The 19,397-nt window shown below is 68.2% G+C and carries 25 protein-coding genes; 16 read left to right on the plus strand and 9 right to left on the minus strand.

Annotated elements, in window-relative coordinates:
* Positions 1-286 precede the first annotated feature (286 nt).
* Entirely contained in the window at positions 287-796 is a 510-nt protein-coding gene (locus tag KUG43_RS15595; protein WP_216910585.1) for a hypothetical protein, read from the plus strand.
* A gap of 32 nt (positions 797-828) precedes the next feature.
* The gene (locus tag KUG43_RS15600; RefSeq protein WP_216910587.1) at positions 829-1,278 is read left to right on the plus strand and encodes a hypothetical protein; all 450 of its coding nucleotides are present in this window, start codon (positions 829-831) and stop codon (positions 1,276-1,278) included.
* A gap of 111 nt (positions 1,279-1,389) precedes the next feature.
* Here KUG43_RS15600 and KUG43_RS15605 read toward each other — a convergent pair whose 3' ends face one another.
* Positions 1,390-2,049 (minus strand): alpha/beta family hydrolase, encoded by a 660-nt coding sequence (locus tag KUG43_RS15605; protein WP_216910589.1) that lies wholly within the window; start codon positions 2,047-2,049, stop codon positions 1,390-1,392.
* Between the two features lie 11 nt (positions 2,050-2,060).
* Between KUG43_RS15605 and KUG43_RS15610 the strand changes: the two genes are divergently transcribed.
* From KUG43_RS15610 to KUG43_RS15630, 5 genes are all read left to right on the plus strand, one after another.
* Positions 2,061-2,222, plus strand: a complete 162-nt coding sequence (locus KUG43_RS15610) for a hypothetical protein (RefSeq protein WP_216910591.1) — start codon at positions 2,061-2,063, stop codon at positions 2,220-2,222.
* Positions 2,223-2,366: 144 nt separating this feature from the next.
* Entirely contained in the window at positions 2,367-2,612 is a 246-nt protein-coding gene (locus tag KUG43_RS15615) for a hypothetical protein (RefSeq protein WP_216910593.1), read from the plus strand.
* 49 nt (positions 2,613-2,661) lie between these two features.
* Positions 2,662-2,922, plus strand: coding sequence for a hypothetical protein (locus KUG43_RS15620; RefSeq protein ID WP_216910595.1), 261 nt, complete (start codon positions 2,662-2,664; stop codon positions 2,920-2,922).
* Between the two features lie 79 nt (positions 2,923-3,001).
* Positions 3,002-3,370, plus strand: a complete 369-nt coding sequence (locus KUG43_RS15625; RefSeq protein WP_286194875.1) for a UPF0175 family protein — start codon at positions 3,002-3,004, stop codon at positions 3,368-3,370.
* Positions 3,334-3,843, plus strand: coding sequence for a PIN domain-containing protein (locus KUG43_RS15630; RefSeq protein WP_216910597.1), 510 nt, complete (start codon positions 3,334-3,336; stop codon positions 3,841-3,843). The genes KUG43_RS15625 and KUG43_RS15630 overlap by 37 nt, the downstream gene beginning before the upstream one ends.
* A 4-nt stretch (positions 3,844-3,847) precedes the next feature.
* Here KUG43_RS15630 and KUG43_RS15635 read toward each other — a convergent pair whose 3' ends face one another.
* Together KUG43_RS15635 and KUG43_RS15640 are read right to left on the minus strand one after the other, a co-directional pair.
* Complete coding sequence (locus tag KUG43_RS15635) at positions 3,848-4,159, minus strand: chaperone modulator CbpM (RefSeq protein WP_216910599.1); 312 nt, start codon at positions 4,157-4,159, stop codon at positions 3,848-3,850.
* The gene (locus KUG43_RS15640; RefSeq protein WP_216910601.1) at positions 4,152-5,123 is read right to left on the minus strand and encodes a DnaJ C-terminal domain-containing protein; all 972 of its coding nucleotides are present in this window, start codon (positions 5,121-5,123) and stop codon (positions 4,152-4,154) included. Before KUG43_RS15640 ends, KUG43_RS15635 begins: the two co-directional genes overlap by 8 nt.
* A gap of 92 nt (positions 5,124-5,215) precedes the next feature.
* On the opposite strand from KUG43_RS15640, the gene KUG43_RS15645 reads away from it, so the two are divergent.
* Positions 5,216-5,869 (plus strand): TSUP family transporter, encoded by a 654-nt coding sequence (locus KUG43_RS15645; protein ID WP_353618058.1) that lies wholly within the window; start codon positions 5,216-5,218, stop codon positions 5,867-5,869.
* A gap of 44 nt (positions 5,870-5,913) precedes the next feature.
* On the opposite strand, the gene arsB is transcribed toward KUG43_RS15645, so the two are convergent.
* The 4 genes from arsB to KUG43_RS15665 all read right to left on the minus strand — a co-directional run bounded on the left by arsB (position 5,914) and on the right by KUG43_RS15665 (position 10,085).
* The gene (arsB, locus tag KUG43_RS15650; protein ID WP_286194876.1) at positions 5,914-6,975 is read right to left on the minus strand and encodes an ACR3 family arsenite efflux transporter; all 1,062 of its coding nucleotides are present in this window, start codon (positions 6,973-6,975) and stop codon (positions 5,914-5,916) included.
* A gap of 36 nt (positions 6,976-7,011) precedes the next feature.
* Entirely contained in the window at positions 7,012-7,806 is a 795-nt protein-coding gene (locus tag KUG43_RS15655) for a hypothetical protein (RefSeq protein ID WP_216910603.1), read from the minus strand.
* Between the two features lie 48 nt (positions 7,807-7,854).
* On the minus strand, positions 7,855-8,889 hold the full coding sequence (pstS, locus tag KUG43_RS15660; RefSeq protein WP_216910605.1) for a phosphate ABC transporter substrate-binding protein PstS: 1,035 nt from the start codon (positions 8,887-8,889) through the stop codon (positions 7,855-7,857).
* Positions 8,890-8,966: 77 nt separating this feature from the next.
* Positions 8,967-10,085, minus strand: a complete 1,119-nt coding sequence (locus tag KUG43_RS15665; protein WP_216910607.1) for a DUF389 domain-containing protein — start codon at positions 10,083-10,085, stop codon at positions 8,967-8,969.
* Positions 10,086-10,171: 86 nt separating this feature from the next.
* On the opposite strand from KUG43_RS15665, the gene KUG43_RS15670 reads away from it, so the two are divergent.
* The gene (locus tag KUG43_RS15670) at positions 10,172-10,738 is read left to right on the plus strand and encodes a hypothetical protein (protein WP_216910609.1); all 567 of its coding nucleotides are present in this window, start codon (positions 10,172-10,174) and stop codon (positions 10,736-10,738) included.
* Here the strand turns inward: KUG43_RS15670 and KUG43_RS15675 are convergent.
* Positions 10,705-11,094 (minus strand): DUF8680 family protein, encoded by a 390-nt coding sequence (locus KUG43_RS15675; RefSeq protein WP_216910611.1) that lies wholly within the window; start codon positions 11,092-11,094, stop codon positions 10,705-10,707. The two genes, KUG43_RS15670 and KUG43_RS15675, sit on opposite strands and share 34 nt — an antisense overlap.
* A 111-nt stretch (positions 11,095-11,205) precedes the next feature.
* On the opposite strand from KUG43_RS15675, the gene rimK reads away from it, so the two are divergent.
* The 6 genes from rimK (at position 11,206) to KUG43_RS15705 (ending at position 17,725) form a co-directional block, all read left to right on the plus strand.
* Complete coding sequence (rimK, locus tag KUG43_RS15680; protein WP_216910613.1) at positions 11,206-12,633, plus strand: 30S ribosomal protein S6--L-glutamate ligase; 1,428 nt, start codon at positions 11,206-11,208, stop codon at positions 12,631-12,633.
* A gap of 499 nt (positions 12,634-13,132) precedes the next feature.
* On the plus strand, positions 13,133-13,465 hold the full coding sequence (locus KUG43_RS15685; RefSeq protein WP_286194877.1) for a hypothetical protein: 333 nt from the start codon (positions 13,133-13,135) through the stop codon (positions 13,463-13,465).
* A 27-nt stretch (positions 13,466-13,492) separates the two neighbouring features.
* On the plus strand, positions 13,493-14,287 hold the full coding sequence (locus tag KUG43_RS15690) for an ABC transporter ATP-binding protein (protein WP_216910615.1): 795 nt from the start codon (positions 13,493-13,495) through the stop codon (positions 14,285-14,287).
* Positions 14,288-14,323: 36 nt separating this feature from the next.
* The gene (locus KUG43_RS15695) at positions 14,324-16,507 is read left to right on the plus strand and encodes a mechanosensitive ion channel family protein (RefSeq protein ID WP_216910617.1); all 2,184 of its coding nucleotides are present in this window, start codon (positions 14,324-14,326) and stop codon (positions 16,505-16,507) included.
* On the plus strand, positions 16,500-17,069 hold the full coding sequence (locus KUG43_RS15700) for a hypothetical protein (protein WP_216910619.1): 570 nt from the start codon (positions 16,500-16,502) through the stop codon (positions 17,067-17,069). Before KUG43_RS15695 ends, KUG43_RS15700 begins: the two co-directional genes overlap by 8 nt.
* Positions 17,070-17,092: 23 nt before the next feature.
* Positions 17,093-17,725: a PCC domain-containing protein gene (locus tag KUG43_RS15705; RefSeq protein ID WP_216910694.1), complete on the plus strand. Its 633-nt coding sequence runs from the start codon at positions 17,093-17,095 to the stop codon at positions 17,723-17,725.
* Positions 17,726-17,739: 14 nt separating this feature from the next.
* Here KUG43_RS15705 and msrA read toward each other — a convergent pair whose 3' ends face one another.
* Positions 17,740-18,441, minus strand: a complete 702-nt coding sequence (gene msrA / locus KUG43_RS15710) for a peptide-methionine (S)-S-oxide reductase MsrA (RefSeq protein WP_216910620.1) — start codon at positions 18,439-18,441, stop codon at positions 17,740-17,742.
* Between the two features lie 86 nt (positions 18,442-18,527).
* Between msrA and KUG43_RS15715 the strand changes: the two genes are divergently transcribed.
* Positions 18,528-18,809: a hypothetical protein gene (locus KUG43_RS15715; protein WP_216910622.1), complete on the plus strand. Its 282-nt coding sequence runs from the start codon at positions 18,528-18,530 to the stop codon at positions 18,807-18,809.
* The last annotated feature ends 588 nt before the right edge of the window (positions 18,810-19,397 follow it).

Raw genomic sequence — 19,397 nt, forward strand, 5'->3', positions numbered from 1 at the left:
AACGATTGGCTACCTCAGCCCGATCGACTACGAGCAGCAGTCCATCAACACCCGTACACTCTCACCCGTGGAGCCCTGACACTTGTCCACCGAATCGGGGTAACCCCAACCTGCGCCAAGGGAAGCTAGTAGGTGCAGCAGGTTATTGCCGTTACTCCCCAGACCAGATCTGGTCAGGAAGGCCGTCTCAGTTAGAGAAATGTGAGTCGAATCATGACCAGCTCATGGTCTGTACTGGCCATTCCCCGTCCTTCGATGCTCAGCTGGAGATCCCGTCTTTGATCCGATGGCCGACAGCGAGCAAGGGGAGTTGAGCCTCCTGGTGCCCGACCCTGAATCGATGCCGGTGGCTCCTGATCCCGCCCAGGCCCCTCTGGAGTGCAAGGGCATCCGCTCCACCAGGGATTTCCCAGCCGATCTCAGCGCCCTGAGCCGGGAGCAGATTGAGCACCACTACCAGGCGATGCGCAACAGCCACGCCTCCCTCACCCGTTCGAGGGCCCAGTTGCAGCGCCGTTCCAGGGAGCTCACGGTGGCTCGCGAGCGATTTCTGGAGACCTTGCGCAGCTACGAGGGCCGGTTGATGGCCCTGGGCCAGGAGAAGGCGGAAGCCCTCCGCATCGCCCAGGACATGCACCGGGAGCTGGAAGCCTTCGAAGACAAACAACAGGCCCTCGATGGGCTGTTGGAAGAGCTTGATGCCGCCAAGGATGAGGCTGGCTACTGGAGCATCTTCAGCATCACACGGCTGATCGAGCGCATGCGCCGCCTGCTTCGCGGAGGAAGAGAGGGCTGATGGGGGAACTGAGCGATCGCTTCGGCGAGCTGATGGCGCGCATGGCCAAGGGCGACGCCGATCTGTTCCGCACCGTGGGCGAACAGAACGCCGCGATCCGTCAGCTGGTGGATGAAGTGGCGCCGGCGGAGGCCATCGGTGCCTTGAGTGAGTCCCCCCAGCCCTTGCTGCCGAAGGACCAATGCCATCCGGCGGCCCTCAAGGCCCGCTTCCGCACGGCCGCAGCCGCCCATGCCCATCTGGAGGCCGCCCTGGGCCCAGCTCCCAACAAGAAGAAAACCTGGGACCATCTGAGCTCCGTGTTTGCGAATGGTGCCTGGCCCGCCCCTGCACGCTCGCTGTCGGTAGCGGGAGCTGGTCGTGGCGGAGTCAGCGAGGAAGCTCTGGCACAAACAGAAGCGCGGCTGTTGCGGCGTATCGATCAGCTGGAAGAACGCGTGATTGGTTTGATCGAAACGCTGCTGTCAGGTAAGTCCGGATAACACCGCAGACAGAGCCCAGTTCTCAACCACGACCACCAAGGCAAGCGATCCGGCAGGTCAGGATCTGCCGGACAAACTGAGACGCGAGGACGTTCTCCCTGGCCGAAAGGCTCACCCCACCACCACCTCCCTCAGAAACCCATCACTCCACGCCACCGCCGTCGCCCAGTTCTCCGCCTCGCTGAGGCCCGAGCCCTTGGTGGGCTTGAAGCTGTGGTCCCCACTGGGGATCCAGCCCAGCTGCACCGCCGGCGAGAGGCTGTAGGTCTCCACCTCCTCCCGCCTCCCGAACGTGTCCCGCTCCCCCTGCAGGATCAGGGTGGGCGCCTGTAGGGCGGCCAGGTGCTCGGTGCGCAGCTGCAGCGGCTTGCCGGGCGGATGGAAGGGATAGCCCAGGCACAGGCAGCCGCGCACCCCATCGCTGGCGGCCAGTTCATCCACCAGCAGGCTGGCCACCCGCCCGCCCATCGACTTGCCGCCGATGAACAGCGGCCGCTGCGGGCGCTCGCCCGTCTCCAGCCGCACCTGCTGGCGGAAGGCCTCCTGCAGCACCGGCATCCGCTCGGGCCCCTGGCGGCGGCTCGTCTCGCGCATCCGGGCCATGTAGCCGAACTCGAAGCGCACCACCCGCCAGCCCGCCGCGGCCAGGCCGCCGGCCATCGCCGCCATGAACGGGCTGTCCATCGGTGCCCCGGCCCCATGGGCCAGCAGCACGGTGGCCGGCGCGTCGTCGGGGCCGTCGATCAGGCGGGGCTCGGAGCTGGTGCCCATACACTCTGACCATGACACGCCTGGTCGGCCACACGCTGCTTCGCGCTGCACGGCTTGGGGCCATGGGGGCCCTCCTGCTGCTGGCGGCCGGATCGGCATGGGCCGATGGTCGCGGATCCAGCCCGGTGCTCCGCCTCGACGGGATCGGTCCGTTGCGTCTCGGCATGACCTGAGCCGAAGCCGTCGCGACCGGCTGGCTCTCCGATCCGGGCACCGGGTGTGAGCTCGGCGGGCCGCCGCTGCCTGTCGTCTACAGGCTCAAAGGGCCCAAGGCGCCGGCGGGAATCGTTGGTACGGCCCAGTTCAAACGGGGCACGTTGCGGGTCTTCGCCTTCTCGGCCGGCGTGCGGACGACGTTCGGCGTCGCCATTCCCGGCGGCACCGTGGGCGATCTGCTCAAGCGCGCCCGCGCCGCCGGCCTCTCCGCCACCTCAGTCTACGACGAGACCTTCGCCGGGCGATTCGTCACGGTGAACCGGGGCGGCAAGCAGGTGCTCGGTGCGTTTGCCAATTCGAGCGCGATCGCCACGCTCGCGGTGCCCTACGTGCCCGTCTGCGAATAGCCGCCCGCAGACCCCCAGGCACCAGAATCCACGGGCCTGCCTTCCAACCATGGGCGCGATCCTGCTCACCGTTCTGACCGTGCTGATGGGCTACGGCCTGGGCAAGGGCGTGCCCCGCCTGGTGCAGGGCTCGGGCCGCCTGGCGCGCCGCTCCCACTTCAGCCAGCTGGCCTTCGGGTGCCTGCTGCTGGTCCCCTGGCTGGTGGGGATCGTTCTGCTGGTTCAGATCCCCCTGAACCCCGGACTGCTGCTGCCGGCGATCGGCTATGCGGCCGGCATGGCCTTGGGGCGCCGCAAGGTGGGGCTGTAGCTGGGCGCAACAATCGTCCCCTGACTCAAGCCCCCGGCTAGAGGCCATAGGATGGTCCTATCTGTTCTTCCCTGCGGCGATGGCCATGCGTGCCGTGAGCGTCAGCGGCCTCAAGAACAATCCGTCTGAGGCCCTGCGCCAGGCAAAGACCGACATGGTCGTGGTGCTCAACCGCGACCATCCCGACGCGCTGCTGATGGGCCTCGACCAGGAAGGTCTCCTGCAGGCGCCGGGAGTCAGGCCAGCCCTTGCCACGGCCCTCTTTCGCGAAGGCGAGCTCTCCCTGGCCAGGGCCGCCCGCGTGGCCGACATGGACACCGCCACCTTCATCGTCCATCTCTCGCGACTCGGCATCGCGGCGATCCGCCTGACGGAAGCCGAAACCCGCGCAGATCTCGACACCCTGGAGCAGTGGCTGCAATCGTCATCAGCGACGCCAGCCCCCTGATCGGCTTGGCCCGAGTCAACGGGATCGGCGGGTTGCGGGAGCTGTTCGGAACCGTGCTCCTTCCCGCCACCGTGGCCGATGAGGTGCTCACCGGCAGGTTCACCGATCAGGAAGCCAGGATCACCGCAGCGATTCAGGCCGGCTGGCTGGAGGTCATAGCGGATCAGCCGCAGGGGCCGGAGTTACCTGACCTCGACGAAGGCGAAGCGGCCAGCATCCGCCTGGCCCTCTCCAGGCCAGGACCGGTGCTGCTGTTGATCGACGAACGGGCCGGCCGGGCGGTGGCCCAGGAACTTGGCCTGAAGGTTGCCGGCACCGCTGCAGTGATTGGCATAGCCCGTCTGCGTGGCCTGATCCCTTCAGCCCGGGCCGTGTTTGGGGAACTGCATCGCAGCGACTTCCGCATCGCTCCAGCCGTGATCACCACCGTTCTGAAGCGCTGTGGCGAGATCGACGACGACTCCGCCAGCTGAAACCTCACCGCGGCAACTGCGATTCCAGCTCCCGCAGCCGCCCTTCGAGGGCCTCAATCCGCTCCAGATACGTGAGGGCCAGGGCCATCCCGGACACGTTGAGGCCGAAGTCGTCGCGCAGGCGGGCGGCGCGGCGGGCCAGGCGCACTGTGCGGACGTGGAAGGTCCACACGGGCGCGTGCTGGGCGCAGCGGAACACCCCGAACTGCACCAGTTCGATCACTTCCTCGTGGCCCAGGCCCGAGGCGGCCAGCAACTCCTCGAGGGCGACGGTGCACCCCTCGTCGTCGTCGGGAATCAGCAGATCGTCAGCCATCGGTGGGTCCTTCGAGGTGGAGGCGGGGGCTAAAGGCGGAGGCTTCGGCGAGTTCGCGGTACAGCGCCTGCTCCCGTTCGCCGATCTTTTCGGGCAGCACGATCTGAATCACACCGTAGAGATCGCCCGCCCCGTCGCGCCGGTGGGGCAGGCCCTTGCCGGCCAGGCGCAGCTTCTGGCCGCTGCGCATCCCCGGCTTGAGGCTCACCGCCACCGGGCCGTCGAGGCTGGGGACTGTGATCTCGGCCCCCAGGGCCGCCTCCCAGGGGGCGATCGGCAGCTCCACATAAAGGTCGTGGCCCACGGCCTTGAAGCGGGGATGGGGCGCCAGCCGCACCTCCAGGTAGAGATCGCCGGGGGCACCGCCGGCGATGCCGTCGCCCCCCTTGCCCGGCACCCGCAGCCGCTCCCCCTCCACCACGCCGCGGGGCACCCGGATCCGGCCGCTGCGGCTCTGCTTCTCCACCCGGCCATCGGCCCCCAGCACCGGAACGCTGAGCGAGAACGCCACCTCCGTCCCGCGGGCGGCCTGCTCCAGGGTCAGCTCGGTGGCCACCTCCACGTCCTGGCCGCGGATCGGGAAGTCCGCCCCCGGCCGCCGGGCGCCGCCGGTGCCGCCACCGAAGCCGCCGAAGCCCCCGCCGCCGAAGCCCATCTGCTCGAACAGGTCGGCCAGGTCGACCTCCTGCGGGCCGCCGCGCGAGAAGCGGCTGTCCCATTCCGGCGAGGGGTTGAAGTCCTCGCCGGGGCGGTGGCGGCCGAGGTCGTCGTAGGCCTGGCGCTTCTCCGGATCGGAGAGGGTCTGGTAGGCCTCGCTGATCTCCTTGAACCGCTCCTCGGCCCCCGCCTCCTTGGCGACATCGGGGTGGTATTTCCGCGCCAGTTTTCGGTAGGCCTTCTTGATCTCCTCAGCGCTGGCGCTGCGCTCCACCTCCAGGGTGGCGTAGTAGTCCTTGAACTTCATCGCAGCATCTCCGCCCGGCCCCTGAGCTCGGCGGCCATCTTCCTATGCCCCTGCTGATCGCCCTGGCGGCGGTGGCCTTTCTCTAGGCCTCGGTGGGCCACGCCGGCGCCTCCGGCTACATCGCCGTCCTGGCCCTGGCGGGTGTGCCGAGGCCCGAGATCCGCGCGATCGCCCCGGTGCTCAACGTGCTCGTGGCCAGCGTCGGCACGCTGCAATTCATCGCCGCCGGCCACTTCCGCCGCGATGTCTTTGTGTCCCTGGCCCTGGCGTCGGTGCCTGCGGCCCTGGTCGGCGGGGCCATCGCCCTGCCGGCCGTTCTGCTGCGCCAACTTATCGGGGCGGTTTTGCTGTTCTCCGCCTGGCGACTGGTCGGCCACCTGCCCGCCGATCCCGGGGCGATGCGGCTGCCTCGCCGCCGGGTCATGGCCCTCACCGGCGCAACCCTGGGCCTGCTGGCGGGCCTCACCGGCACCGGCGGCGGCATCTTCCTGACGCCCTGGATGATCCTGCGCTCCTGGCTGCTGCCGAAGCAGGCGGCGGCCGTGTCGGTGGCCTTCATCCTGGTGAACTCGATCGCCGGCCTGGCCGGTCTGCTGCTGCGCCAGGGCCTTACCGCCCTGCCGGATCCTGGGGCCCTCGCGCCGCTGGCGGGGGTGGTGCTGGTCGGCGGCACGTTGGGGGCCTACGGCGGCAGCCGCCGCTTCCGTCGCCATGGATCCGCCGGCTGCTGGCGGTGGTGCTGGTGATCGCCGCCTGGAAACTGCTGGCCGGCTGAGCCGGAGGCGGCCGTTCAGCCGATCGGGCGGGGCTGGAAACGGCGCCGCAGCCACAGCGACACGTAGACCAGGGCCACCAGCACCGGCACCTCGATCAGGGGCCCGATCACCCCGGCCAGGGCCTGGCGGGAGCTGACCCCCCAGACGCTGATGCTGACGGCGATGGCCAGCTCGAAGTTGTTGCCGGCGGCCGTGAACGCCAGGGTGGCCGTTTTGGGGTAGCTGAACCCGTTGCGGCGGCCCACCGCGAACGCCACGCCCCACATGATCGCGAAGTAGAGCAGCAGGGGCACGGCCACGGCGGCCACCGTGAGCGGATCGGAGGTGATCGCCTGGCCCTGCAGGGCGAACATCACCACGATCGTGAACAGCAGGCCGTAGAGCGCGAACGGGCTGATGAACGGGATGAAGCGCTGCTCGTACCAACGGGGTCCCTTGAGCTGCAGGCCGATGCGGCGGCTGAGGTAACCGGCCAGCAGAGGGAGCCCCAGGAACACCAGCACCGCCGCGGCGATCTCCACCATCGAGAAGGCCACGTCCTGGGTGGCCAGCCCCAGCCACCCGGGCAGGATCTTGAGGTAGAAGCCGCCCAGCAGGGCATAGGCCAGCACCTGGATGATCGCGTTGATCGCCACCAGCAGGGCGGCCGCCTCCCGGTCGCCCCGGGCCAGATCGATCCAGATCAGCACCATGGCGATGCAGGGGGCCAGGCCGATCAGGATCAGGCCGGTGCGGAACTCCGGCTGGCCGGGCAGGAACAGCCAGGCCAGGGCGAACATCAGCGCCGGCCCCAGGCCCCAGACCAGCAGCAACGACAGCCGCAGCAACCGCCGATCCCGCGCCGCCTGGCCCAGATCCTCGTAGTGCACCTTGGCCAGCACCGGGTACATCATCAGCAGCAGCCCCAGGGCGATCGGCAGGGAGGTGTTGCCGATGCGCACGGCATCGAGCCAGCCCTGGATGGCCGGGAAGAAGCGGCCCAGCAGCAGGCCGCCGGCCATGGCCAGCAGGATCCAGAGGGGCAGGTAGCGGTCGAGCAGCGACAACCGGGCCAGCACGGCCCTGTCCTCGTCCATGCACGTGGCCCCGCTGATTCCATCAACACTAGTTGATTAGCTCGTTGAGTCTGGCTCCGCCACCCGCCGCAGCCGCTGCACCGCATCGGCGACGGGCAGCAGCGAGACGTTCTCCACCGACATCGCCTGGGAGGCCCCGAACGGGTTGTCGAGATCGGTGATCAGCAGCAGCAGTTTGATCAGCAGGAAGGAGATCACGCCGATGAAGAACAGGGATTCGGCGAAGGGCTCGATCCGGGAGAGCACCAGCCCGACGGTGAGAACCCCCGTGCCGATGTAGGCCATGCCATAGACGGAAGGGACGAACGTGGTGCTGCGAATCACGTCGATGCGCTGCACGCCCCGCCGGATGTTGGCCAGCTCCAGCAGCAGGCGCGCCTGCAGCGGTGCCGGATACAGGCAGCCCAGCTGCTCGATCGCCAGCTGCAGGTCGTTGAGCTGCTCCAGCAAGGCCAGGGTCGGCCCGGCCTTCTGCATCCATGCCAGGAGCGCTTCGCTGAAGCTCGCCAGCAGCGCCAGGCTCCCCGCCACCTCGGCGCTCGGCTGCAGCAACGGCAGGCCCTGCACCTCCAGAGCGATGCTCTCGAGGGCGCTAGCCAGTTCACCGGGCAGCTTCTCCCCTTCCTTGTAATCGGTCAGAACCCCATTCAGCAGGAAGCCCAGCAGGAACACCTCGGAGGCCACCAAGGCGGAGAAGAGGGGATTCGGAGTGAGCACCTCCCAGTGCTCCCGGTGCACCAGAACCCTGCAGGCTTCGATCCCCAGCAGCAGCAGGCTCACCCGGCCGAAGAACCAGACCCGCCGCAGCTGATCCATGGCACGGGTGTTCATCGTCTCCAGGCGAACCGTTGCCAGTCTCGGCGGCGACAGCGGCCTGGATCAGCCCTTGATCTTGGCCACCTCCTCCCGTGCCCGCTTCAGCACATCGCCGCTGAGGGGAACGAATCCCAGTTCTGCTGCCTGCTTCTGGCGCTCCTCCTCCAGCGCCCAGAGCAGGAACGTGCGCACGGCCTCCGCCTTCGGCTCCCCCTGTCCGCTCTGGTAGGCCAGGATCCAGGTGAAGGCCACGATCGGGTAGCTGTCAGCCCCCTCGGGGTTGCAGTCCTCCCCAGCCAGGCGTTCATCGAGCTTGATGTTGTTGAGGGCCGCCGCTCCGGAGCTGGCATCCGGCAGGACGAACGTGCCGGCCTTGTTCTGCAGCGCCGCCGGCTTCACAGCGCCGCGCAGGAACGCCTGGTTGACATAACCGATCGTTCCGGCGGTGTTCTGGATCACACCGGCCACGCCCTCATTGCCCCTGGCCGCCAGCCCGACGGGCCACTGCACCGCCTTGCCGGCACCCACCTTCTTCTTCCATTCCTCGGAGAAGCAGGCCAGCGCATTGGTGAAGTTGAAGGTGGTGCCGGAGCCATCGGAGCGGTGCACCACCGTCAGGGGCCTGGAGGGACAGCCCAGGGTGCTCCAGTTGGTGATCTTGCCCAGGAAGATGTCGACCAGCTGGGCCTGGGTGAGCTTGAGATCGGGGCAGTCGGGATTGTTGTAGGCCGGGCTGATCGTGCCGCCCAGCATGGGGATCTGCACGGCGCCGCGCTTGCCGGCCGTGCCGGCCTTGAAGTCCTCGTCGCTGAGCGCCTCGTCGGTGGCGCCGAAATCCACCGAGCCGGCCAGGAAGGATCTCACCCCCTGCCCGGAGCCCACCGATTGGTAGTTGACCAGGGACCCTTTGGCGGTCTTGTAGTCGGCGGCCCAGCGCTGGTAGGCCGGCGCCGGGAAGGAGGCCCCGGCCCCGTTCAGCGACGGCAGACCGCCGCCGCCGGAGCCGCAGGCGCTGATGGTGAGCGTCAGGGCGGCCAATCCTCCGGGCAGGCAGGCTCGGCGGAGCTGGGCAAGGGGCCGCTGCTGGGGAGGGGTCATGGCGGGGGAGTGGCGTCAGGCTCTCCCTTACATCTACTGCGACACGTCGCGTGCGATGACGTTGGGCGGTCCTGCGCTCAGGGGGTCGCCTCCAGCCCCTTCTCCTCCAGCTCCTCCGCCTCCGGTGCGCGCGGCAGGGGCGGCAGGGCCGGCGGCGGCAGCACCTCCAGATCGGCAGGATTCGGTGCGGTTTCCGGTCCGATCAGATCCACTGCGGTGCGTTGCATCACCAGCCGAAAACGCAGCGGTGCCTGGCTTTTGTTGATGAACTCCTGCACCGCGGCCACCTGCCCGGCCGTCGGCAGCTCCGGATCGGTGACGCGCACCCGGGCCCGGATCAGTGGCGGGTTCTGTTGCCAGTCGATGCTCAGGCCCACCATGTCGATGGCGGGATCGCCGCCGAGGGTGATCGTGCTGCTGCGCAACCGCTGCTCAATCGTCGCTTCCAGCTGCTGGGCCTTGGTCTCCTGCCTGGATTGGTTCACCAGCCGGAAGAAGCTGCTGCCCAGGGGTATCACCAGCAGAGCAGTGAGGGCCACGCTGGTGAGGCCCAGGCGGCTGTGGAACAGCCGGCGCCGGTACACCTTCTCCAGCGTCCCCAGGGCCGCCATGGCCCCCACCATGATCCCGAGCAGGTTGGTGGCGAACAGCAGCAGCGCCCCGTAGGCCTGCCACCAGAATGACGACGCCAGCAGGATCCCCACCACGCACATCGGCGGCACCAGGGCCACAGCGATGGCCAGGCCGGCCAGGGCCGAGATCGCGTCCTTGCGGAGCTTGGCGAACATCGCCACCGCTCCGGCCACCAGGGCCACCCCCAGATCCAGCAGGTTGGGGCTGGTGCGGTTCATCACCTCGCTGCCGAAGCTGGGGAAGGCCACCAGATGGCCCACCGCCATCGCCAGCAGCACGCAGATCACCACCCCCAGCAGCAGGGTGCGCAGCGCCCGCAGGAACATCGGCAGTCGCCCCCGCAGGATCTCGAAGGCCATCGCCTGCAGCGGCATGATCCAGGGGGCCACCACCATGGCGCCGATCACCACGCCGGGGCTGTTGGCCAGCAGGCCCAGGGTGGCGATCAGGGTGGCGCCCACCGTGAGCACCACGAACACCTGGTTGAAGCTGGCGTCGTGCTCAAACTCCTGCTGCAGCGCAGCCAGCCGACCGTCATCGGCCGGGGCGGTGGGGGCGTTCATGGCCGGGGTACTCGGGCGAATCGCCCCCCATCCTGCTGGTCCGGCCGGGTACCTTCGGAGGACATGAGCAGCCCTTTGCCTGTTCCATGACCCGGCCCCGTCCCGCCCGTAAGGGGCCCCATCCGGCGGTGGTGCTGCCTGCGGTCGTGCTGCTGGCGATCGTGGGGCTGACGGACCCGCTGACGCGGGCCGCCCGCGCGGACAACTGGTCGTACCAGCGGTTGGTGGAGGCCTTCGAGCAGCGCGGCTTCAGCGTGCTCGGCAGCCATCCCCGCTGCGCCGAGCGCGGTCTGTACGGGCTCTACCTGCGCGAGAGCCGGCGGATCGTGGTCTGCCCCCGCGGCCATCTCAACGACACCCTGCTGCACGAGGGCTGGCATGCGGTGCAGTCCCGCTGTCTGCGGGGAAGGCCCCATCTGGGTGAGGAGGAGCTGCGCCGGGGCCTGAGCCGACACGACCAGCGCGACCTGGCCAGGCTCTACGGCGAAGGCCGCTGGCAACGGGAAGCAGAAGCCCGGGTCATGGCCCGCCGGGATCCAGCCGCCTACTTCCGCCTCGTGGACGAGCTCTGCGTTGACCCTGTCCCCCCACCAGCTCCGGCACTGCCGCAGGGCGCGCCTCAGGGCCAGGCGGTGAAGCGCACCGGCTCGTAGCGGGCGATCGACACACGCCAGCCCCGGATCGCCAGGGCACCCAGCTCGGAATGGAAATCGGCCGTGGCGCCGCCGCCGACCCAGCGCGCCTTCAGCCGCGGCAGCTGCTCCTGCAGCGTCTCTAGCGGCAGCTCCACCAGCAGCAGGCTGCCGTCCCCGGCGGCCCGCCGCAGGGCCCCCTCCTCACTGCGCTGCCAGAGGCGCAGCAGCAGCTCCAGCACCAGGGTGCGGCCGTCGTCGCCGGGTTCCGCCGCTTCAGCCGCCGCCACGGTCAACGACTTGCCGTTCAGGGGCAGGGCCCGCTTCCCCTCCTGCTCCAGCAGGGCCAGCGCCACCAGATAGGGAGCTTCCGCCATGGCCATCGCCCGCACACAGCCCCCAGCCTGCTGGATCGGCGTCGACAACGTCAGAAAGCCCGGCGAGCATGGGGGTTCGTGGGCCCGTCCCACGCCACCCGCCCCGGATCCATGGACAGCTTCGACGGCAAGATCATCGTGGGCAGCGAGGAGTGGTGCAGCTTCCCGGACGTCGGGCTGCCGGCGATCAAGGCGCGCGTCGATTCCGGAGCGGCCACCTCCGCCCTCCATGCCACCAACATCGTTCCCTTCGACCGCGATGGCCAGCCCTGGGTGAGCTTCGAGGTGCACCCGCTCCAGGGCGATCGGGTCGTGGTGGTGCGCCACGAGGCTCCCGTGGTGGCCAAGCGCGAGGTGCGCAACACCACCGGCGTCCCGGAGAGCCGCTACGTGATCCGCGAGCGCCTGGTGCTCGGTGAGCAGAGCTGGGACGTGGAGCTGACCCTCGCCAACCGTGATGCCATGGGCTACCGGATGCTGCTCGGACGGCAGGCGATGGTGGGCCGGATCCTGGTGGACCCGGAGGGCAGCCATCACCTGCGCAGCCTCAGCGCCGAGGAGAGCCGGGCCCTCTATTCCCATGTCCGCAAGCGCGACGACGGCCTGCGGATCGTGCTGCTGGCCAGCAACCCCGATCTCTACAGCAACCGCCGCCTGATCGAGGCCGGGGAGGAACGCGGCCATCACATGCAGTTCCTCAACATCCGCCAGTGCTACATCCGCCTGGATCCCCGCAACCCCGAAGTCCACTACCGCGGCGGTGACGTGCTCGGCACGGTGGATGCGGTCATCCCGCGCATCCGCCCCAGCGTCACCTTCTACGGCTGCGCCGTGACACGGCAGTTCGAATCGATGGGGGTGCCGTCCCTCAACAGCGCCCACGCCATCACCGTCTCCCGCGACAAGCTCTTCGCCTCCCAGGAGTTCGTCCGCGCCGGGCTCAACACCCCCGTTACCGGTTTCGCCGATTCCCCCCTCGACACCGTGGACCTGATCCGCATGGTGGGCGGTGCCCCCCTGATCGTGAAGCTGCTGGAGGGTGCCCAGGGCAAGGGCGTCGTGCTCGCCGAGACCCAGAAGGCGGCCGAAAGCGTCATCAATGCGCTCCAGAGCCTCGACGCCAACCTGCTGGTGCAGGAGTTCATCAAGGAGGCCGGAGGCACGGATCTGCGCTGCTTCGTGGTCGGCGGCAAGGTGGTGGCCGCCATCGAACGCCGGGCCGCCGAGGGGGAGTTCCGGGCCAACCTGCACCAGGGGGGATCGGCCCGGACCGTGCAGCTCGACGCCCCTGAAAAGCAGATGGCCATCAAGGCCTGCAAGGCCCTGGGGCTCGATGTGGCTGGCGTCGACATCCTCCGCTCCCACCGTGGGCCCCTGTTGCTGGAGGTGAACTCCAGCCCCGGGCTCGAGGGGATCGAAGCGGCCACCGGCCTGGATCTGGCCGGAAAGATGATCCAGAAGCTGGAACGCAAGCTCGGCTGGGGCCGCCCCGCGGGCCAGGAGGCCGCTGCCGAAGCGTCAGCTCAGCTGCGGCACTGATCGAAGGCCTCTGCCCACGGCCCTGGCCATCGCGTTGCTCCAGGAGGCCCCCTGATCTCTGGCTCCACCACGGACACGGCAACTGGGGCAGGGTCACCAGGCGCTCTCCCGGCGGAAGCAGGCACGAGGAGGAGTTCCGTGCCCTTGGCACCTGGATCTGTCGTCATTCAGGCACATGTCGTGGCGGCGGCGATGCATAGCTCTTAAGTTCAATTCAATAAAGTTCTCCTTGCTGAGATCGGCGCGATCGACGTCTTTCTCGAACTGCTTTTTGCGCCATTAACTCATCCACCAGCTGATCCACTCACGGTTCCACTGTTGGACCATCTGATCGTCGTCCAGGCCATCACCAGTACACTCATCAGGGAGAAGGGAGATGCTGTCCTCCATCCAGGTTGAAGGGGCCGATCGCCTCGTTGATGCTCTCGCCGCCTTGAAGGGCGACCCCAGCGACGCCATTCCCTTTGTGGTGCGATTGCTGGAGAATCCCTCCAGCCCCGTGGCCTTGCCGGGCATGATCGATCTCTATCGCCATGATTGCCTGCACCTGTTGCTGGCAAGAGGCTTCTCGCTTCACGATGAGGCGTTCGTGGTGGGCTTCACGATGGGCAACGACCTGCGAACAAACGCCCTCCATCTGGCCATCTTCAAGTTCTGCTCGATGCTGTTTTATCCCCGGCCCTATCGTTTCGACTGCAGCCATCTGCCTTGTTTTGATGCAGGCGTGGCCCTGGGAAGAAAAGCCAGACTGCGCAACATCAATCAGCTTGACTTCCGCGCCCACGAACACCAGCCCCTGCGCATCCTGCGGGAGTGGATCGGGATCGGCTGAGGCGTCCCCCTCGCGATGATGGCCTCCATGCCCAACGCGACCCCTTACCTGGAGCTCCAGTCTGTCGAGGTCTGGCTGGGACCCCGGCGGGTGTTCGACGACCTCACCCTGCGCCTTCACCCGGGAGAGCACACCGTGGTGCTGGGCCCCAACGGTTCCGGCAAGAGCTCGCTGGTGAAGCTGCTCAGCCGTGAGCTCTATCCCGTGGTCAAGCCCGGCTCCCTGCTGCGGATCTTCGGCAGCGCAACGGTGAATCTCTGGGAGCTGCGCGGCCGCATCGGCCTGGTGTCCCAGGACCTGCAGGCCGCCTACGTCGGCCGGGTGCCTGCCGCCGACGTGGTGCTCTCCGGCTTCTTCGGCTCGGTGGGCATCGGCCGCAGCCAGGTGGCCACCGCCGCCCAGCACCGGCGGGTGGCGGAGCTGATGGAGCAGCTGGGCCTGGCCGATCTGGCGCAGCGTCCCTACGTTCAGCTCTCCGACGGCCAGCGGCGTCGCCTGCTGCTGGCCAGGGCCCTGGTGCACGGGCCCGAGGTGCTGGTGCTGGATGAACCCACCAACGGGCTCGACCTCAAGGCGAAACACCAGCTGCTGGCGATCCTGCGCGATCTGGCCCGTACCGGCACCACCCTGCTGTTGGTGACCCACCAGATCGAGGCGATCCTGCCCGAGATCAGCCGTTGCGTGCTGCTGCGTGAGGGGAAAGTGGTGGGCGACGGCCCCAGCGACGCCCTGCTGCAGGACGCCCCCCTCAGCGCCCTGTTCGCCACCCCCTTGCGGGTGTGCGAGGCGAACGGCTACCGCCAGGTGCTGCCGGCGGCTTGAGCCGCCATCATTCGGGACATGTGCCGTGGCTTCCGGGTGCCCCGTCTGATCCGTCTGCCCCGTCTGCTCCGACCGCTGCTGGCCTTCCTGCTCGCCTGCCTGCTGCCGCTGGCGGGCCTCGCCGGCCAGGTGTCCGACCCCCCCGCCCTGGGTCGGAACACCTACGTGCCCCTGGAGAGCCAACCGTTCCATGGCCAGCTGCTGGATCTGAAGCAGCAATGGACCGATGCGCCCCTCAACCAGGTGGTGGGGGACAGCCCGCGGGCCACCCTGCTCAACTTCTATGTGGTGATGGCACAGGTGAGCCGCGACATCGCCCGGATCGAAGCCAGGGCGGCGGCGACACCCGGGCTGTTCTGGTCGCGTGCGGTGCGGAATGAACTGGAGCTGATCGACAGCTACTTCGCCGAAGCGGTGAAGGCCCTCGATGTGTCAGAGATTCCCCAGAGCATCCGGGCGGATTTCGCCGATGAATATGCCCTCAAGCTCAAGGTGATTCTTGACTACGTCTTCACCCACAGCCGCAAGCCTTTCGAGATTCCTGATGCGGCTGGGATGAAGGCTCTGAACGAGGGACGGGTGAACCCCAGCGCCAGCTGGACCATCCCGGGCACCTCCATCACCCTGACTGATGAGGGGGCCGAAGGGGGCCGTGATCGCGGCTACCGGTTCTCCGCCTTCACTGTGGCCCAGATCCCCAGCCTCTACGAGGAGATCAGGGATCAGCGGGCGCCCTCCGCCGGCGCTTCCAGCCTGCTGACGCCGGCCATCTATGACGCCTTCAGCCTCAGGCCCGGCCATATCCTGCCGCCCAAGTGGTACCTGGGCATTCCAGGGGGCTTCCGCCGCAACGTGCTGGAGGCCCATCTCTGGGACCAGACCCTGTTCCAGGTCCTGCTGGGCCTGGTGTTGTTGGCGGCCTTCGCGTTCGTTCAGTTCCGGCTGGTGCTGACCCTGCTGGGCACCTATCGAATGACCAAACGGGCGGCCAGCCAACCACTCACCCCCATGGTGATCTGGCGCGTCGACAACATCGCCTGGCACCGGGTGCTGCTGGCGGGGGTCGCCCTGCCCATCACCCGGCTGGTGGAACTGCTGCTCGACCACTACGTCAACGTCACCGGCGTGCCCTTGCAGGTGCTGATGTACCTGCTCTACACGCTCTATTTCTGCTGGGCGGGGTTGTTCAGTTTCTTCCTGATGGAGGCCCTCGGCCGCAGCCTGGCCGAGTGGATCACGATTCTGCGCGGACGGCGCAACGCCCTGCAGCTGAGCCGCGTCAGCAATCTGGTGATGCCGGTCTGCCGGGTGCTGGGGGCCATCATCGGCGTCTCCCTGATGTACCGGCTGCTGATCCTGCTGGGCCTGCCGGGCTCCACCGTGCTGGCCTTTTCCGCCGTTCCCGGCCTGGCCATCGGCCTCGGGGCCTCGAAGTTGCTGGGCAACCTGTTTGCCGGTCTGTCGATCCAGACCGACCGTCCCCTGCGGGTGGGGGAGTTCTGCCGCATAGGCAGCAATCTGGGTTACGTCACCAAGATCGGCCTGCGCTCCCTGGAGCTGCAGACCCACGAGAGCCGCATCACCATCCCCAACTCGGTTGTCGACGAGGAGACCATCGTCAACTACTCCCTGCGTTCGGACCAGGCGGAGGATGCGGTGCTGCATGTGTTCGAGTTGCACCTTCCCCTGCCAGCCGATCTCACCCCCGATCAGCTGGACGACCTGGTGCATTACGGCCGCTTGTATCTCACCGAGCTTCCGGGTCTGTGCGCCGCCCAGGTGTTCCTCGACCAGGACGCGGGCGATGGGGAGTTACTGCTGCGCTGCTGCGGAGAGATCCAGGCCCCCAACTGGACCGACTACCTCACCTTGCGGGAAGCGGTCCTGTTGCGTCTGCGGCAGATCATGGATCAGGTGATCCGCTCCCGCATGGTGATCGGCGTGGCCTATGACACCAGCCCCGAACAGCTGCAGCGCATCCCGGAACTGATCGCCTCGCTGTTCGCGCGCGAGCCTCTGGCGGCCTTCCGGGCCTGTCGCCTGATGGCCATCAGCGACTTCAGCTACGACTTCACCTACGACTACCGCTCCGCCCAGCCCACCTACGCGGCGTTCAAAGATGAGGTGGCCCGCCTCAACCGGGCCCTGCTGGCCCTGTTCGCCGCCGAGGGGATCGAGATCCCCTACCCCACCCAGGCGGAGGTCCAGATCGATGCCTGAATGCTTTCTCCACACCCTGGCGGGCTGCGGCCTGGTGATCGGTGCCTATCCCCGCTTCCGCTACGACGCCCGTGGGGGCGGGGGCCCGGGCTGGCTCACCGATGGGGGCAGCACCGGTTCACAGCGGCTGCGTTTCGACCCTGATGCTTTGAACATTCCGCCGCTCCACTGGCGCACCACCCGGTTCCTGGGCCTGCCCTTGCCTCCGGGGCTGGCGATCACGATCCACCCCCAGCAGCTTGACGGCAGCCTCGATGACGCCACCGGCGCGATGGCGCTGCGGTTCTGCGCCCGCTTCCGCTTCGCTATCGGCTCGCTCTATCGGGCACCGGATCTGATCGTTGACACGACGCTTACCACCGGCCCCGTGCAGGGTCGCCGCCACCAGGCCACGGGCCAGCCCCTCGATGGCGATGGCCAGGCGCAGCTGGTGGGCGTGGCCAGCATCGCCCCCAGTGGCGATCCGTTTCTCGACCGGTTCCTGGGCCTGCCCGATGAGGCCCTGGCGCTGCTGCGCTGCCGGTTCGGGCCGCTGCCGCCGGACGGTCGGGACTTACCTTGACCCCCTCGACGCCCGATCCCGCCATGCATCCCCTGCCGTTGCATCTCGGAGCGGGCAGTGATCTGCGCGCCAGCCTCGAGCAGCTGGGCACCCAGGCCGGCGCCTCCGGGTTCGTGCTCGGGGTGGTGGGTGACCTCTCCCAAGCGGCCTTCCAGTGCCCGGGCCAGGCCGAACCCACCGTGCTGCAGGGTCACCTGGAGATCATCACCCTGCAGGGCACCGTGGCGCCCCAGGGGGTGCACCTGCACCTGAGCCTCTCCGATGGCGAGTGCCAGGTGTGGGGCGGCCACCTCGAGCACGGCAGCCTGGTGCTCAGAGGTGCCGACCTGCTGGTGGGCTTCCTGCCCACGGCCGCACCCCAGGGGCCAATGGCGGCAACGGCCCGGCCCTTGGACCCGGTCGCCCCCACCCAGCCGCGGGTGGAGATCGCCGTGCGCAGCGGCTGCCCTTTTTCGGCCCGGGCCCTGCGCATGCTGCGCACCCTCGGCATCCCCCACGTGGTGCAGCTGGCCGACGACGAGGATTTCCGTCAGGAGGTCGCCGCACGCAGCGGCCGCAGCTCCATGCCCCAGATGTTCATTGATGGCGAGCCCATCGGGGGCTACGACGCCCTGGCCGATCTGCACGGCCGCGGCGCCCTCGACCATCTGCGCTGAGGGGATAATCCCCCCTAACGGGACAGTTCAGGAAACTGCATCTTGAACCGGGCCACCTTCGGCTGATCGTGGATCACGACGTAGGGGTGGGCCGGGTTGCGGGCGACGAAGTCCTGGTGGTAGGCCTCGGCGGGGGTGAAGCCCCGCCAGTCCTCCACCGTGGTGGCGATCGGCCGCGGCAGCGCGCCGGAGCGGTTCACCTGGGCGATGTAGGCCGCGGCCACCCGGCGCTGCTCCGGGTCGGTGGGGAAGATCGCCGAGCGGTACTGGGAGCCCACATCCGGACCCTGGCGGTTCAGCTCGGTGGGATCGTGGGCGACGGAGAAGAACACCTTCAGCAGCTGGCCGTAGCTCACCCGGGCCGGGTCGTAGGTGATGCGGATGCCCTCGGCGTGGCCGGTGCCGCCGCCACTGACGCGGTCGTAGGCGGCGGTGGCCGGGCTGCCGCCGGTGTAGCCGGTCACCACCTCGGTGACCCCTTTGACGTGCTCGAACACCGCCTCCATGCCCCAGAAGCAACCGCCTGCCAGTACCGCCGTGGCGCGTGGGCCGGCCGCCAGGGTGAGCCCGCTGGCCGGATCGGGCAGGCTGGCGGCCACGGCGCTGGAGCCTCCCAGGCGGGGCAGAAGGCCCGCCGCGATCAGTGGCAACACCAGCAGGCTCACAGCCAACGCCGAGAGGGCGGCGGCTGTGCTGAGGAGCGGTGACAGTCGCATCGGCGGAAACGCGGGGGATGGTGGAACTACCGGCCAGGCGAGCCGGTGGATTTCCCCGTAAGGTCGATCAGAGCGAAGGAACCTCCATGGCAGCCCGCCTCGCCATCGGACCGGTGGACGTGAGTCCCGAGGTGCGCGAGTGGGTGGACCGAGAAACGCTGCAGCGCCTGGTGGCCCGCCATCGCCGTGGCGACTGGGGCGTGGTGGATGCCCGCGATGCCCGGGACAACACCATTGCCGCCTACCGCCAGCAGGGTTCCCTGCGCAGCGTCTTCGACCTCGGCCAGGGCCTGCAGGTGTGGATCCTCACCCATGACCTCGGCACCGACCGGCTGCACACCCTGGTGCTGCTGCCCAGCGACGAATAGGACTTGTGAGTGCTCTGTTGGGCACTGTTCATTCTGGAGGAGCAGAAGAATGGCAAGACTCTTTCACATTGAAAATCTGAACTTACCAGGCTATTGCTGAGGCCCAGCATGCGCACCTGGCAGCATCTTTATGTTTGCATGACGCGCTTCTTTCTCCTCACCGAAGACGTTCGCTCCCTTTCCCCAGACTTCAGTATGTACAGGATGGCACTGTCTTCATAATTTCTTTCGTCTGATTGTGTTGCCTTCCCTCTGGACGGGGCACGGAGATGTCGTAAAAGGGAGGCGAACGCTGTCGGGGGCCTGAAACATGATTGAGCTTCCCCAGCCCAGGCGTCAGTCTCAGTCCCGGCCCCAAGTGACGTCCCGCCATGGCGCCGAAGCTCGCCTTGCCTCGGTGGGGTGGTCGCAGGCTGACGAGCTCGCTGCCCTTGAGACCGTCTGGGAGAGCCTCTGTCAGGATGCCACCAGTGCCGGAACATCCCTCCCGTCACCCGGGCTCTCCAGTGCCCCCCAGCCGCCTGTCGGTGGTCCGCGCCCCCTGCGCCAGCGGAATCGTCAGGCTGAGGCCTCCAGGCGCCTGGCCTC

The organism is Synechococcus sp. CCY 0621 (assembly GCF_019038465.1).
GTDB lineage: Bacteria > Cyanobacteriota > Cyanobacteriia > PCC-6307 > Cyanobiaceae > Cyanobium.